Annotated in this window: 11 protein-coding genes; 6 read left to right on the forward strand and 5 right to left on the reverse strand. The window is 67.7% G+C overall.

Translation table 11 applies throughout. The features are described from left to right. Nucleotide 1: 1 nt before the first annotated feature. The 5 genes from NGK70_RS07710 to NGK70_RS07730 are packed head-to-tail and all read left to right on the forward strand — an operon-like array spanning nt 2 to nt 7015. Nucleotides 2–1258 (forward strand): glycosyltransferase, encoded by a 1257-nt coding sequence (locus NGK70_RS07710; protein ID WP_251972674.1) that lies wholly within the window; start codon nt 2–4, stop codon nt 1256–1258. A gap of 39 nt (nt 1259–1297) precedes the next feature. Then, nucleotides 1298–3184 carry an asparagine synthase (glutamine-hydrolyzing) gene (asnB, locus tag NGK70_RS07715; protein ID WP_251972675.1) on the forward strand — a complete coding sequence of 629 codons (1887 nt, stop codon included), beginning with the start codon at nt 1298–1300 and terminating at the stop codon, nt 3182–3184. A 23-nt stretch (nt 3185–3207) separates the two neighbouring features. Continuing rightward, a complete protein-coding gene (locus tag NGK70_RS07720; protein ID WP_251972676.1) occupies nt 3208–4323 on the forward strand; it encodes a polysaccharide deacetylase family protein in 1116 nt (371 codons plus the stop codon). Then, on the forward strand, nt 4317–5642 hold the full coding sequence (locus tag NGK70_RS07725; protein ID WP_251972677.1) for an O-antigen ligase family protein: 1326 nt from the start codon (nt 4317–4319) through the stop codon (nt 5640–5642). Before NGK70_RS07720 ends, NGK70_RS07725 begins: the two co-directional genes overlap by 7 nt. Before the next feature lie 20 nt (nt 5643–5662). Beyond that, nucleotides 5663–7015, forward strand: a complete 1353-nt coding sequence (locus NGK70_RS07730; RefSeq protein ID WP_251972678.1) for a hypothetical protein — start codon at nt 5663–5665, stop codon at nt 7013–7015. A gap of 35 nt (nt 7016–7050) precedes the next feature. On the opposite strand, the gene NGK70_RS07735 is transcribed toward NGK70_RS07730, so the two are convergent. The 5 genes from NGK70_RS07735 to NGK70_RS07755 form a co-directional block, all read right to left on the reverse strand. Next, complete coding sequence (locus tag NGK70_RS07735; RefSeq protein ID WP_251972679.1) at nt 7051–8391, reverse strand: hypothetical protein; 1341 nt, start codon at nt 8389–8391, stop codon at nt 7051–7053. Between the two features lie 137 nt (nt 8392–8528). Continuing rightward, on the reverse strand, nt 8529–10091 hold the full coding sequence (locus NGK70_RS07740; protein WP_251972680.1) for a hypothetical protein: 1563 nt from the start codon (nt 10089–10091) through the stop codon (nt 8529–8531). A 466-nt stretch (nt 10092–10557) separates the two neighbouring features. Beyond that, nucleotides 10558–11679, reverse strand: a complete 1122-nt coding sequence (locus tag NGK70_RS07745) for a GNAT family N-acetyltransferase (RefSeq protein WP_251972681.1) — start codon at nt 11677–11679, stop codon at nt 10558–10560. 144 nt (nt 11680–11823) lie between these two features. Next, nucleotides 11824–13065 carry a GNAT family N-acetyltransferase gene (locus NGK70_RS07750; protein WP_251972682.1) on the reverse strand — a complete coding sequence of 414 codons (1242 nt, stop codon included), beginning with the start codon at nt 13063–13065 and terminating at the stop codon, nt 11824–11826. 5 nt (nt 13066–13070) lie between these two features. Next, nucleotides 13071–13811 (reverse strand): YdcF family protein, encoded by a 741-nt coding sequence (locus NGK70_RS07755; protein WP_251972683.1) that lies wholly within the window; start codon nt 13809–13811, stop codon nt 13071–13073. A 505-nt stretch (nt 13812–14316) separates the two neighbouring features. Between NGK70_RS07755 and NGK70_RS07760 the strand changes: the two genes are divergently transcribed. Beyond that, nucleotides 14317–15024 carry a DUF642 domain-containing protein gene (locus NGK70_RS07760; protein ID WP_251972684.1) on the forward strand — a complete coding sequence of 236 codons (708 nt, stop codon included), beginning with the start codon at nt 14317–14319 and terminating at the stop codon, nt 15022–15024. The last annotated feature ends 224 nt before the right edge of the window (nt 15025–15248 follow it).

Below are 15248 nucleotides of genomic sequence, written 5' to 3' on the forward strand. Positions count from 1 at the left end.
GATGAACGGCAAGCCAGAAGACCGCGCACCATCGGTGATGATGGTCATCGAGGGGATGTTCCCCGCCATCGGTGGCGGCGGGGCGGAGTCGCAGCTGCGTACGCTGGCGACCAACCTCTCGGCCCGAGGGGTGCGGGTGCGCGTGTGCGCCCCGTACTTCCGCAAATACCCGTTGACCGCCCAGACCGAGGTGGACGGCATCGCGGTGCATCGCCTGAGCTACCCCTTCGTGCGCCTGTGGGGCGCGGTGGTGCTGCAGTCCAAGCTGGCCTGGCACATCTGGCGCATGCGCGGCGAGATCGATGCGATCCACTCGCACATCGCCACCAACATGTCGGCGGTGTGCTGCGTGATGGGGCGGCTGCTCGGCATCCCGGTGCTGGTCAAGCTGACTGGCATGACGGAAATGGTCGGCGGCATCCTCGATCCGCAGGCCGGCTTCGGTACCCGGATGAGGCGCTGGGCCATGAAGCGCGCCACCCGCATCCAGGCGATCAGCCAGCGCATCGTGCTGCAGCTGCTGGCGGTGGGGTTCGATCCCAGGCAGGTGATGTACCTGCCCAACGCGGTGGACCTGCGCCGCTTCGAGGGCGGTGGCCGCTCCGACGTGCCGGTGCCAGAGGCGCTGGCGCAGAAGCTGGCCGGTGTGGAAAAGCGCTCCTTCGTCGCGCTCTTTGCCGGGCGGCTGATTGCCGAGAAGGACGTGGACCTGCTGGTGCGCGGCTGGGCGGCCAGCCTGCGGGGGCGCGACGACGTGATGCTGCTGCTGGCCGGGCGGGGCAAGCTCGGGCCCGAGCTGACGGCGCTGGCCGAGTCGCTGGGCGTCGGGAACTCCGTGCGCGTGCTGGGGCCGGTCGAGCACATGGAGCATGTGCTGCCGCTGGCCCACGTGGGCATCCTGACCTCGCGTGCCGAGGGGCTGTCCAACAGCCTGCTGGAGTACATGGCCAGCGGCCTGCCAGTGCTGGGCTCGCGGGTGAGTGGCAACGAGGATTTCATCAGCCCGGGCCAGACGGGCTGGCTGTTCGAGCCCGGTGACGAGCAGGGGCTCACCGAGGCGCTGCGCGACGCGGCCCAGTTGTCCGCCGAAGCGCTGCGCCAGGTGGGGCGCAATGCCCGGCAGCGTGTGGCCGCCCAGGCGTCGCTACCGGCGGTGATGGACCGGCTGTGCGAGTTCTACGAAACGGGGACGGGCAACACCGTGGCCGCGCAGCGTCGGTCCGGCGCGGCCGGCACGGCGGGCGAGCCGTCGCGCTGAAGCCGTCCACGACAAAACCGACGACGAGAGAAACCATCCATGTGCGGCATCGCAGGGCTGTTCAGCCTCACCGGACCCCGTGAGTCCGATCCGTCCATCGTCGACCGCATGTGTCGCCAGATGATCCACCGCGGCCCGGATGACCAGGGGGTGTTCCACCACCCGCTGGGCCAGATTGGCATGCGGCGGTTGAGCATCATCGACCTTGGCGGCGGGCACCAGCCCATCCACAACGAGGACGAGTCGATCTGGATCGTCTTCAACGGCGAGATCTACAACTACCGCGAGCTGCGCCGGGAGCTGGAGGCGGCCGGCCACCGCTTCTACACCCACTCGGACACCGAGTGCATCGTGCACGCCTACGAGCAGTGGGGCGAGGGCTGCTTTGCCCGGCTGCGCGGCATGTTCGGCATCGCGATCCTGGACATCCCTCGCCAGCAGCTGGTGCTGGGGCGTGACCGCATCGGCAAGAAGCCGCTGTACTACACCCGCACGCGCGAGGGCTGGCTGGCCTTTGCCTCCGAGCTGAAGTGCCTGTTCCCGGTGCCCGGCTTCGAGAACAAGGTGTCGGCCGAATCGGTGCGCGACTACTTCGGCATGGGCTACGTGGCCGCGCCGCACTCGATCTACCAGAACGTCGCCAAGCTGCCGCCGGCGCACTACATGGTGGTTCGCAACGGGCAGGAAGAGATCAAGTGCTACTGGCAGGTCCAGTTCCAGCCCAAGTGGACCGACTCCGCCGAGGTGCTGGAGGAGCGCCTGTTCGAGCAGCTCGACGATGCCGTCAAGTGCCGCCTGGTCAGCGACGTGCCGTTCGGCGCCTTCCTCAGCGGCGGCACCGACTCCAGCGTGGTGGCCGCGCTGATGGCGCGCAACCTCCAGGCACCGGTCAAGACCTTCACGATCGGCTTCAAGGAGCAGGCATTCAACGAGATGCCCGATGCGCGCGCAGTGGCGCAGCACATCGGCGCCGAGCACCACGAGCTGGTGGTCGAGGCCGACGCCGTCTCGATGATGGACAAGCTGGTCTGGTTCTTCGACGAGCCCTTCGGTGATTCGTCGTCAATCCCGACCTACCTGGTCTCCCAGCTGGCGGCGCGGCACGTCAAGATGGTGCTGTCGGGCGACGGCGGCGACGAGGTCTTCGCCGGCTACGAGCGCTACAAGCGCTACGACATGCTGCAGGCCATGTCGCGCAAGACGCTCGGCCTGGCCGGGCCGGCGATGCGCGTGGCCGGTGCTCTGGCCGGTGGGGCCAAGGGCGTGCGCATGGCGCGTGCGGCCGACCGCCTGGCGGCGCCCTACCCGGACCGCTACCTCTCCGGCGTGGGCCTGTGCACCCGCGATGACCTGGCGATGCTGCTGTCCGACGCGATCGCCGACAAGGACCCCTACGCCCGCCAGCGCGCGCAGTACGGCCGCAGCGATATCGCCCTGGAGTCCGAGCGCATCCTGGCCGGCGACATGCTGACTTACCTGAGCGACGACATCATGGTCAAGGTCGACCGCATGACCATGGCCTGCTCGATCGAGGCGCGTGCGCCGCTGCTGGACCACCAGCTGATCGACTTTGCCGCGCGCCTGCCCTACGACCTCAAGTCGCGCGACGGCGTGGGCAAGTACCTGCTCAAGCGCATCGCCCGCCGCCTGCTGCCGGCCGAGGTGCTGGACAAGCCCAAGCAGGGTTTTGCCATCCCCGTGGCCAAGTGGTTCCGCGAGGATCTGCGAGAGATGATGATGGACCTGCTGCGGGATCAGCGTTTCCGTGAGCGTGGCTGGTTCCGCCCCGAGGCCGCGATGACGCTGATGCAGCAGCACCTGGCCGGCACCCATGACCGCAGCGAGATGCTGTGGCTGTTGATGACCTTCGAGATGTGGGCTCGCCGCTTCCTCGATCAGGCCGAGCCGGCAGCGCGCACGGCCTGACCCCCCCGATCAGGAGCCCGATGATGTACAACCGCCCATCCTCGCAACGGATCAAGGACGCCATCAAGGGCGTCGGCTCGCCGATGCTGGACGCGCTGGGCGTGTTTGACCGCTCGATCGAGCGTGTCCGTGCCGATGGTTCGGTCTGGACCATCCTGATGTACCACCGGGTGATCGAGGACGCAGCCGATGACCCGTTCGGCCTGGGCATGTGCGTGCGGTTGCCGCACTTCGAGCAACAGCTGGACTATTTCAAGCAGCACTTTCACGTCCTGTCGGTCGATGAGGCGGTGCAGCGCATCGGGCGGGGCGAGCCCCTGCCGCCAGCCACGCTGTCCATCACGTTTGACGACGGCTACCTGGACAACTTGAATGTCGCACAGCCGGTGCTGGAGCGTCTGGGCTTGCCCTGGAGCCTGTATGTGACCACGGGCGACTTGGATGCGGGCCGCAGCTTCTGGTGGGACCGCGCGATCCGCTGCATCGCGCTCACGCGCGCGGCCCGCCTTGATGCCGACCGGCTGCCGCACGATCTTGGTCTGACGAATCTGCCCCTGCAGGGCATGACCCGTTGGATGACGTTGACGACCCTGCTGGAGGCGCTGTGGCGCACGCCGATCGAGGTGTCCCTGCAGGTGGTCGACGCCCTGGAGCGGCAGCTGATCCCCAACGCCCGGCCTGCGGATGGGCCGCAGGCCCCGCGCATGAGCAGTGCGCAGGTGCGTGAGCTGGCAGACCGGGGTGTGGAGATCGGTGCTCACACGGTGCGGCATCCCAACCTGAACCTGCTGTCCGCCGATGGGGTGGCCGCAGAGATGGCGCAGTCGCGCCGCGTGCTGGAGGCCCTGCTGGACCGTCCGGTGCCCGGCTTCGTCTACCCAGGGGGGCGCATGAACGCGGACGTGGTCGAGCAGGCGCGTCTCGGTGGGTTCCGTTATGCGCTGAGCACCGTGCCAACCTTGAACGTGCTGCCCTGTGACTTGCATGCCCTGGGCCGCATCGGCATGCCCGATGCGGGTGTGGCGGATTTCAAGCGGTCCCTGCACGCCATTGGTCGGCGCAGCCTGAGCCGGCCGATGCCGGCCGGTGCCGACCGTGCCGGAGGCGGTGCGCTGACGCCGCGGAGTTCGAAATGCTGATTCTGCGTGTCCTGCTGGGATTCCTGTCGTTCTACGTCGTCTATCAAAACTACTTCGGCGTCGAGTTCACCGTCAAGGGGCTGAACTACTTCAACCTGATGTTCTTCGGCGTCCTGGCGATCGTGATCGCCAAGGGCATCCGCAGCGAGGAGCCGGCGCCGCTCAAGGGGGCCTTCACCTTCCTGTTCATCATGCTCGGCTGGGGTTATGTGATCGGGCTGATGGACGATGGCTCGACCTGGCTGGAGGATCTGGTCGAGCTCAAGACCAGTGTCTTCTACCTGCTGCTCTACCATCTCTACTACCGGGCGGTGCAGGACAGCAAGACCCTCAAGGTCGTGCTGGCCGCGGTGCTGATCACGGCCTTCCTGGCCCAATTGCAGGCCGTTCGGCAGGGGTTGGACTATGGCATCGGCGCCTACAACGAGACGCGGCGGGCGGCAGGCCCGTTCGGCAAGAGCTTCCTGCGCGCCAACAGCGCGGCGGCGTTTTACGTCATCTTCGTGCCCGTGGCGGCGGCGTTCATGCTGGAGCTCAAGCGCGGCTGGAAGATCAAGGCCGCGCTGCTGTTCTCGGTGGGCATCGGCATCTTCGGCCTGTTCGTCACCTACTCCCGCCAGGGCTACCTGATCCTCGGGGCGATCCTGCTGTATCTCACCTTCCGCAAGAACCTCGGGCTGGCATTGCTGCTGTGCCTGGCGCTGATGAGCTACCGGGTCTGGGCGCCCGACGCGATGATCCAGCGCATCGAGATGACCCAGCAGCAGGAGGATCCGGGCCGGCCCACCCCCACACCCAAGCCCGGCGCGGCCTTGGACGATGGCGAGGGGCAGAAGTATGACGAGAGCACGGAGAGCCGCTTCCTGATCTGGGCCGGGGCGATGGAGATGATTTCCGAGCACCCGCTCGGGGTCGGGCTGAACCACTTCAAGCGCAACATCGGCATCTACGTTCCGCGCTACCGTGGCTTCGATGCCCACAACAACTACATCCGCATGGCAGCCGAAGCCAGCATCTTCGGGGCCCTGGCCATGCTGGTGATCATCGCCAAGCTGTTCATGCTGGGCTGGCGCATCGAGCGGGTGGACAAGAGCGACTCCTCGCGGGCGATGGGACTGGCGCTGCAGGTCGCGGCGCTGGGCGTGCTGCTGAGCAACGTGTACGGCAGCCGGTTCTTCGATGGCGATGTGACCGGCAACGTCTGGGTGCTGGCAGCACTGGGCGCGCGCTATTTCGCCCTGCGGCGCAAGCAGGCGCAGCCCGCCCAGGCCGAGCAGCCTGCGGTCGGTGCCGTGCATGCGATGCCCGTGCGGGCGTGACGAACCTGAGAGGCTTCATCATGATGAACGCTCGATATCCCCGTTTCCTGGCCGCGATGGCGGTGGTCGGGCTCATCGCTTCGGCCGCTGCCGTGGCGCAATCACCGCGGGTCAGTGCGGAGACGGGGGGCGGCGACAGCGTGGACGCCCTGTGCCGCGCCGTCTACCCGGCGGGTTGGCGAGCGCTGGATGGCCAGCACCTGGCGCCGGTTCCTCCTGCGCCGAAGCCGGCCAAGGGCGCCGTGTTCCAGGACCCGGTGCACCGCAGCTGTGTGCTGCGTGTCACCGACCACACCGTGGAGGGGCCGGCCAGTGCACGCCGCTTCCTGCGCAACGACTACTCGCGCCGGCAGGCCTTCAATGCCGACAGCAGCCGGCTCATCGCCATCGCCAGCGATGGCCACTGGCACCTCTACGACGCGACGACCCTGCGCTACCTGCGCCAGCTGCCCGGTCTGGCAGGAGACGCCGAGCCGCAGTGGCATGCCACGAAGCCCGATCTGCTGTACTACGTGCCCAACAACGGTGTGGGCATGAAGCTGTTCGAGCTGGATACCCGCACGGGCCAGGAGCGTACCGTGGCCGCCTTTTCCGATCGGCTGCGAGCGCGCTGGCCGCAGGCCCACACGGCCTGGACCAAGTCGGAGGGCTCGCCCTCCGCCGATGGCCGCTACTGGTGCTTCATGGTGGACGATCGGAACTGGAAGGGCGTCGGGCTGTTCACCTGGGACCGTGACACCGACACCATCCTCGGCATGCGTGACCTCGATGGCGCCCGGCCCGACCACGTCAGCATGAGCCCGAGCGGGCAGTCCTGCGTGGTGTCGAGCACCGGCTCGCATGGCACGGTGGCCTATTCGCGCGATTTTGCCAGTTCACGCAAGCTGCACCACACTTCGGAGCACTCGGACCTGGCGCTCAACGCGCGCGGCGAGGACGTGTACGTGGCGATCGATTACCAGTCCAGCGGCGGCTCTGTGTTCATGACCAACCTGGCCACCGGCGAGCGCACCGATCTGTTCCGTACCTACCTGTCGGGCACCGCGACGGCGCTGCACATCTCCGGCAAGGCCTACAACAAGCCCGGCTGGGTGGTGATCTCCACCTATGCGGACCACGCGGCGCGCGGCAATGCGGGCCAGCAGTGGCTGCACCGCAAGATCTTCGCGATGTCGCTGGAGGCGAAGCCGCGCTACCTGCACCTGGCACACCATCACAGTGAACACGCCAAGTACTGGAGCGAGCCGCAGGCCTCGGTCAACCGCGACTTCACGCGCATCGTCTTCAACTCGAACTGGGACGTGAAGAGCGAGGGCGACATCGACATGTACATGGTGGCGCTGCCGGCCAACCTGCTGAACGCAGCGCGCTGAACGCGACCCGGTGAGGCAGGCCCGCCCCGCCGGCCTCACCAGGCGGGCAGCGAGATCATGTAGGTGTCGATGTCCAGCGGGTCCGTCGGGGCGGTGTCGTTGCCCCAGTCGGAATTGAACACCACCCGGGTGAAGTCCCGGTTCACCGAGGCCTGCGGCTCTGCCCAATATGTGTCTTCGCCGACGTAGGAGCGGTGGTGCGCCAGGTGGCGGATGGTCGGATTGGCCGCCAGCTGCACCGCCATCACCTTGCGGTGCAGCCAGCGCCTTGTATCCAGATCCGGATTCGGCGCGTAGTAATCGGCGTAGGTCGATACCAGCACCCAGCCCGGCTTGGCGTAGGCCTTGCCGGAGATGTGCAGCGCCGTGGCGGTCTGGTCGACGTAGGTCGAGAACAGCTCGGTGCGCTTGCAGCTGGGGATGTGGGTCATGAACAGCGAGCCGCCGCTGGACCGGTAGTCGATCGAGACGAAGACATCATCGCCGTTGGCGTCCAGCGCGATGTCGGAGTGCTCCGATTTGGACAGCAGCTTGCGCACGGTGCTGAAATCGCGCGAGTAGGCCACGGTGCCGCGCGCGCTGTCGCCGGAGACGACGCAGTAGCTGCCGCTGGGGCTCATGCTGACGTGGTCAGGGCGGTCGCCGTTGGTGGAGAGGTAGCCAAGGACGGTGTCGGTGTCTCGGTCCCAGGTGACGATGCCCACGCTGCCCCAGCTGCCGTCGTCCACCATCAGGCACCAGTAGCGCCCGTCGGCCGAAGGTGAGCCCTCCGACTTGGTCCAGGCCGCGTTGGCTGTCGGCCAGCGCGCCCTGAGACGTGCCGACAGGTCACCGATCACCCGCGTCGCGCCGGTGCTGACGGTGAGTTCCTGGACCTGCATGCCCAGGCCGTTGGTGGGCATGTAGTACAGCAGGTCGGGGTTGGTGGGGTGCCACTGGATCTCGGCGTCGGCGGCCGGCCCGCTCAGCGTCTTGACGAACTGCTGGGTGTTGGCGTCGTAGAGGTGCCAGTGGCCGCTGATCGAGTAGATCAGCACCCGTGTGTTGTTGGCGTTGAAGGCCTGGCGGCGCGAGTAGTCCTGCCGGGCGAAGCCCGACAGCCCGTCGGCGGCGTGGTCGGTCAGCCGGACCATGGACGTGCCATAGGTCGGCTCGGTGAACGGGATGCCGCGCGCCGGCTTGGCCAGGGCGGGGACGAGGGCGTTGTCCTGGTCGGCCAGCGTCGCCGTGGAGGTCTCGCTGGCCCCGCAGGCCAGCGTCGGCTCGGGGTCGACCGTGACCGCATCGCCATCGCTACCCCCACCGCAGGCCGCGAACATCACACCGGCCGAGGTAGTGAGGGCTGCAGCATGGCGGCGGAGGTGGCGAGTTGACATGGGCGGGCTCCCCAGGGTGAGGGCAGGATCCTTGCGGGATCGGCGCAAACGACGCGCGTGGGCGGTTCATGCCTCGCGTGCACCATCGTAGTCACGGTTTGTTGCTCCAGGGGATCCCGTGACCCTGGGGTTGGCGTTTACTTCACGAGGGACGGTGGCAGCGCGATCATGTAGGCGTCGATGTCCGTGCCCGACTTGCCCCAGTCGGAGTTGAAGATCACCCGGCTGAAGTCGCGGCTGACGCTGGCCTGCGGTTCGGCCCAGTAGTCGCCCACGTAGGAGCGGTGGTGCGCCAGGTTGTAGATCTTCGGGTTGGCGGCCAGTTGCACGGCCATCACCTTGCGGTGCAGCCACTGCTTGCCGGCACTGCCGTAGTCGCCGTAGGACGAGATCACCACCCAGCCGGGCTTCTTGTAGGCCTTGCCCGAGAAGTGGAAGGCGGTGGCGGTGCCGTTCACGTACGACGGGAACAGCACCGTGCGGGCACCCGTGCGCAGGTTGACCATGAACACGTCGCCCTCGTTGGTGCTGTAGTCGACCGAGACGTAGATGTCGTCGCCGGCGGCGTCCAGCGCGATGTCCGAGTGTTCCGACTTGGCCAGCAGCTTGCGCTGGCTCTTGAAGTCGCGGGAGTACGCGACCGTGCCGCGGGCGCTGTCGCCGGAGACGACGCAGTAGTTGCCGCTGGGGCTCATGCTGACGTGGTCGGGCCGGTCGCCGTTGGTGTCGAGGTAGCCGAGGATGGTGTCGGTGTCGCGGTCCCAGGTGACGACGCCCACGCTGCCCCAGCTGCTGTTGTCGACCATCAGGCACCAGTATCGGCCATCGGCGGACGGCGAGCCCTCGGACTTGGTCCAGGCGGCGTTGGCCGACGGCCAGCGGGCCTTGAGGCGTGCGCCGAGGTTGCCGATCACGCGTGTGCTGCCGCTGCTCACCGTGAGTTCCAGCACCTGCATGCCCACGCCGTTGGTGGGCACGTAGTACAGCAGGTCGGGGTTGGTGGCGTGCCACTGGATCTCGGCGTCGGCGGCCGGCCCACTCAGCGTCTTGACGAACTGGTAGGTGTTGGCGTCGTAGACATGCCAGTGGCCGGTGATCGAGTAGATCAGCACCCGGGTGTTGTCGGCATTGAAGGACTGGCGGCGCGAGTAGTCCTGCCGGGCAAAGGTGGCCAGGCCCTCGGCGGTGTGGTCGGTCAGCCGCACCTCGCAGGTCTGGTAGGCCGGCTCTGAGAAGGCTGCGCCCTTGGCGGGCTTGGCCAGCGTTGGGATGGTGTCGTTGGTCTGGCCCGCCTTCAGCGCCGCAGTGGCGCTGTAGAAGCTGTTGCAGCCGGTGCCGAGGTTGATGGTGCCGGGCGCGGGGGTGGGCGTGGGTGTCGGTGTCGGCGAAGGTGTGGGGGCCGGCGTTGGTGTGGGAGTCGGTACCGGCGTCGGTGTGGGAGTTGGGGTGGGAGTCGGTACTGGCGTGGGGCTGGGTGTCGGAGCCGGGATCGGACTGGGGGTCGGCTTGTGCTTGCGGTCACGCTTGCGCCGGGCGGCGACGCTCATCGTGTCGCCTTCGACGGTGGCTTCGGTGTCGTTGCCCAGGTCCTGGCTGGTGTCGTTGGCGCTGCTGCCGTCGCCGCCGCCACAGGCGGCCAGGCTGGCGACCAGTGTGAACAACAGGGTGAGTCGGCTGGTGGCGTTGAGGGACGGGGTCATGGGAGGTTCCTTCCAGATCGGCTGATCGACCGGTGCCTCGCCGGTCGGACGGCGGCACGGGCTGCGTGAGGCCTCCAAGTTTAGTCCCGGGCAGAAGGTGGGCGTAAGCAGGCCCGCGGGTGTAACGGCAGGGGGACGTGACGGCCCGGCACGTCTGTTGCCATGCCGCCTGCTGCCTGTCACCCGCAGGTGCAGGCGATACGGTTGCTTGCGCGCTCTTCGTGAACAGCACACGAGCAGCAACGAACGCACGCGCGTCAGCGGAACCTTCCGGGGGGCGTGGCCGGGCCGCGTGGCGTTACGGTGGCAGACAACTCCATACCGACGTAGCACGGGCTTACGGGGCCGGCCAGCGGTTCTGTCGGTTCCGGGCGCAGCAGCGACAACGCCCGCGGGTCAGGCGGGCGTTGTCAGGGGGCGTTGCCGGCGGGTTGGGGCCACCGGGGTCGAATTGGCTGAGGTGGCGTCAGCCCGCCTTGGCCTGCGCCTCAGGGGCGTCCGAGGGCGCGCCGGCTTGGCGCCGCTGTGCGCGGTCCCGCGCCCATTGCACGGCCTGCAGCGCCCAGTGCGCCGGCCGGTTGAACAGCACGATCGAGGTGATCAGCGAGCGCCGGCCTGGCCAGAGTTTCTCGATGAAGGAGGCTGGCTCGGCACCGCTGTCGAAGGCCTGCAGGTCGGCGATGACCTGTGGGGCGTTGCGGACCAGTTCGGCCTCGTTGAGGATGCCGATGCCGTTCTTGCGGTAGGCCGGATCCCAGCCGACCTTGAAGGCAAAGCCCGTCGAGCCGGACACCAGGTTGCTGGTCGAGGCGATGGTCTGCCCGGCCAGGCGCAGTTCGGTGAACAGTGCCCGTCCCTCGCTGGCGAAACCCCGCACCATCTCCTGGAAGAAGGCCTCCTCGGCTGGGTGGGCGCGCAGCGAACTGCCTTCCTCGCCCTTCCAGCCGGCGTGCTCCAGGCGCAGGAAGTCCTCCACCACGCGGGGTTCGATCGCGTCGCGGTGGATGTGCCAGCCCAGTTCGCCGCCCTCGGCGACGCGGCGCTTGCAGCGCTCCACCTCGGCATGCTGCTTGCGCAGGTTGCGCTTGAGGGCCTCCGGTCCGGTGTCCTCGGGCAGGAGCATGGCGCGCTGGCGCGGGGCGCTGTCGTGCAGGCGGTAGCCCGCCGCATCGCAGGCCCGCTGCAGGGCACGATGGACCTCGCCGCCCTGTTCGAGGTTGCGGATGACCAGGGCGAACGACCAGGGTGAGCTGCTGCGCAGGTGGGCGAACAGGCGTTGCCAGGCCTGGACACCGTGACCCTGGGCCAGCAGCGGCGCGCCGCAGAAGGAGTGCATCGACTGATACACCTCGGTGTGCGGCAGCGGCAGGACCTTGTTGCCACGCTGGCGCCTGAGCGCGAAGACTGCGGCCGGCTGCGGCGCCGCAGTTCCCGCTGCGCCCTCCTGCTCGATGAACACGATCTGCGCGGGTGAGCCGGGGTCCAGGTGGCGCAGCGCCGGCAGGATGAAGTGGGGCGATGCGTAGGCGTTCGGCTCCAGCGCCTGTGCCTCCAGGGCCGCCCAGCGGGCGATATCGACGGCGCTCACGGCGTCGTGTGGCAGGGCGCGGGCGTGATACGGGGCCAAGGGGGCCACCGGCGGGGCGGCGGGTGGCCATGCCGTGGCGGTGGTCGAGGCTGGGGTCGTGGCGCTGGGGGAGGAGGGGCTCGACATGGTCGCGGGGGGGTCTGTTCAGCCTCGAGGTGCGGCGTTGCTGGCCGGGGGGGCAGGCGGCATCGGGGCCACGTCAGCCTCCTGGGCGGGTGCCTCCTGGCGTTGGCGCCGAGCTTGCTGCCGTTGTTCCTGCCACTGCCGCCACCGGGCGCGGCCTGCCTTGGCCTGGCGCAGCAGCCAGTCTTCCAGGCGCATTTTGGCGTTGCATTGCTGCAGTACCAGCCAGTGCAATGGCATGTCGTGGGTGGCGAGTGTGCGCTTGTACTGCAGATCGCCGGTCATGAAATCGTAGACCTGGAAGCCGGCGGCACGGAAGTGCTCGATCGCCAGGGCATGGGCGGCCAGGCCGGGGCTCTCGGAGCCGTCGAGCTGGTCGTAGTCGATGCCGGACTGGTAGTAGTGCACCCAGCCGCCGTGGCAGAAGTAGTAGAAGTAGCCGATCACCTGCTCGCCACGCATCGCGGCCAGCAGGGCCACGGCACCGCTGGGCACGCCCCGTTCCACTGCCAGGGTGTGGAAGCGCCGCTGGAAATCGCTGCCGAAGGCGCCCGGCTCACCCTTGGCCTCCCAGTAGGACGTATGCAGGCGCATCATCTCCGCCAGGAAGTGGCGCGCCTGCGCCGGCGTGCTGGCAGGCACCAGGCGCAGCGGCTGGGGCTCGCCCAGGCGCTTCAGGCTCTTGCGCACCAGGTAGCGCTGGCGCTGCTTCAGGAATCCCAGGTAGTCCTTGCCGGAAGCCCGGATGGCCTCCAGATCGACATAGAAGCTCAGGTGTGGGATCGAGCGCATCTGCAGCGTGGCGGGCAGCGCCGCCGGCAGGGCGTTGGCGCCGGACACGCGCAGCTCGTCGGGTGCACCGCTTCCCTCCATCAGGGCCATCAGCATGGCCTGCTCGATGGCGCCCGCGTCTTGCGCGGCCGTGAGGCAGCCGTTGTATTCGATCGTCAACGCATCGCAATCGGCACGGCCGGTTTCGTGCAGGTGCCAGGCGCGCACGGGCAGGAAGCCGAAGCGCCGGTGCCGGCGCTCGACGACGATGGCCAGGCCGAGCAGTTGCCCGTCGTCGCGTTGCGCCCGTGCGAGCCGGGGCGGGCAGTCCGGCGGCAGGCAGGCCAGCCAGGGGCCGATCCAGTCCCAGGTGGTGAAGAACGATCCCTGGCCGCGGGCCTGGAGTTCGCGCCACTCGACCTCGAGCTGATCCAGGGGCGGGAGGTCGCACAGGCGAACCTGGCAGGGGGGCAGCAGGGCGTCGTCGGTCATCGGGTTCAATGGCTCCAGCCGCGCAGGCGGTAGACGCCGCGGCCGATCACTTCATGCAGGGCTTCCGCCAGGCGTGCCGGGCCGCCATTGCTGGGTAGGCAGGAGGGCAGCAGGGCCAGATCGAGTTGCTGGTAGTCGACCGGGTGAGGCCGTGCGTTCCAGCCCAGGCGGCGCGCGGTGGCCTGGGCACGTGGCATGTGCAATGCACTGGTCACCAGCCAGACCGGGCCGTTGTGGGCGCGTACCAGCGGCGTGGCCTGCACCAGGTCTTCGTAAGTGGTGCGCCCGCCGCCGACGAAGCGCAGGGCGTCGGCCGGCATGCCCAGGCTGCGGGAGGTCTGTGCCATCAGGCCGCCCAGCGAATCATGGTCGCCCTTGCCCGGCCCGCCGACGAAGAGCAGGCCGCCACCGGTCTGGTGCCACAGCAGGGCGGCGCCCGCCAGGCGCTCCCAGCCGGGCGCATCGAGCCGGGGGCGCAGGTCGCCGCTGGCCAGCACCACGATCAGGCTGCGCTCGTCATGTGGTAACGCCATCGTCGCTGACGGCGGTCCGTCGCCCTCGATGAGGCGGATGAGTTCGTTGGACGTGATCGGTGCCGACAGCAGCCAGGCCCACAGGACGCCCGCGCTCCAGACCCAGCGCAGCCGGTAGGCGCGTGCGCCCACGTCCGCACGCCAAGCGGTCCAGGCAAGCAGACCCAGCAGCAGGAGCAGGTACAGCGGCAACGGCAGCAGGAGGTCAAGCACTCCCGACATCAACATGCAAGGTCCTTGGATCGATGGGCCCGTCGATCGGGCAGCGTATTACTGCACTGCAGCAAGCGAAGTGCGAAATGCTAACTGGTCGCCGGGGCGGCCCGCCTCACGCACCGTGAACTGATGAACACCCATCCAGGTGGTCCTCGCGAAAGACAGCACGATCCTGTGTTCCCGCGCGGAAGTCGCCTCCGAACCCAACGTGAAAGGGCGGCTCCGGGGTCGATGGTGGGCACCTGTTCAAGGGGGTACGGCTCGCACGGCATCCTTACCGATGCGTGCGGACATGAGGAAAGTGCGCGGATGTGGCCTGAATGCGTGGAAATGGCTGAACTTGACGGGAGTTGCCCTGCGCTGGAACGACTGCGCGCTTTTGCATTGATCCCAGGGATGGGGGATGGTGAAGCAAGGGGGGGCGGCAAACAATGACTCCACAGTCGATGAAGCCGTTGCCTCGCGGCGCATCGTGATCACATCAGGATGGCAAGGAGTTGATATGAACATGCTTCGCAATCTGACCCTGGGCGCAGTGGCCCTGGCAGCATCGTTGTCCGCCCACGCGGCAGGATTTCAGAACGGTGGCTTTGAGAACGGTGCGCCGCAACCCCCGCTGGGTGGCGATGTGACGCTTGGCCCCGGGAATACGTCCATGACGGGCTGGAACAGCTACGGTCTCGAATGGAATGGGCCAGGGAACGGCCGAACCGGGGATGTCGCTTGGCTGAAGTGTCCCAGCGGTTGCTGGACGGATCTTTCCCCCAGCGAGGGGAACAACTTCGTTGACCTGACTGGCTACGCCATTCATGACTACGGCGCGATCTACCAAACCTTCGACACGGTCGCGGGAATGAAGTACAACGTGTCGTTTGATTTGGGGCGATCTGACACGTGGACAGGTGCAGGCAACGCTGCCCAGCTGTTCGCGGTAGCCCATGGTGGAGCGTCAATCATCGACGACTCCGATCCGTCTTGGTTGTCGTTCACGAACACCAACCAAGGGTGGGCCTCCCGTGGTTTCTCGTTCGTCGCGACGTCGACGACCACCAGCTTGTTTTTTGCGGGTGGCTACAACTCGAATGACTACATCGGCTTGGACAACGTGACCGTTACGGCCGCACCGGTTCCCGAACCCGAGACCTACGCGATGATGCTGGCTGGCCTGGGCGCCCTGGGCTTCATGGGGCGCCGTCGCAAGGCACAGTGATCTGGTTGGCTGCCGGGCGCGCCGCGTCGCCTGCACACCACGAAACGGACCTTCGGGTCCGTTTTTCATTTCGGTCGAGTGTTTCTGGTGCCTCAAGTCGTGAAGCCAGACGCATGCCGCCGGTTGGTGCGTTCGCGTGCGGATCTGAATCGGGTCTAATCGCGCACTGCGAAAGCGCAATAGGCGCAACCAAAACGCCTCTTTTTCAAGCTCTGTGGAGTAGT

The sequence above is a fragment of the Sphaerotilus microaerophilus genome, assembly GCF_023734135.1.
GTDB lineage: Bacteria > Pseudomonadota > Gammaproteobacteria > Burkholderiales > Burkholderiaceae_C > Sphaerotilus > Sphaerotilus microaerophilus.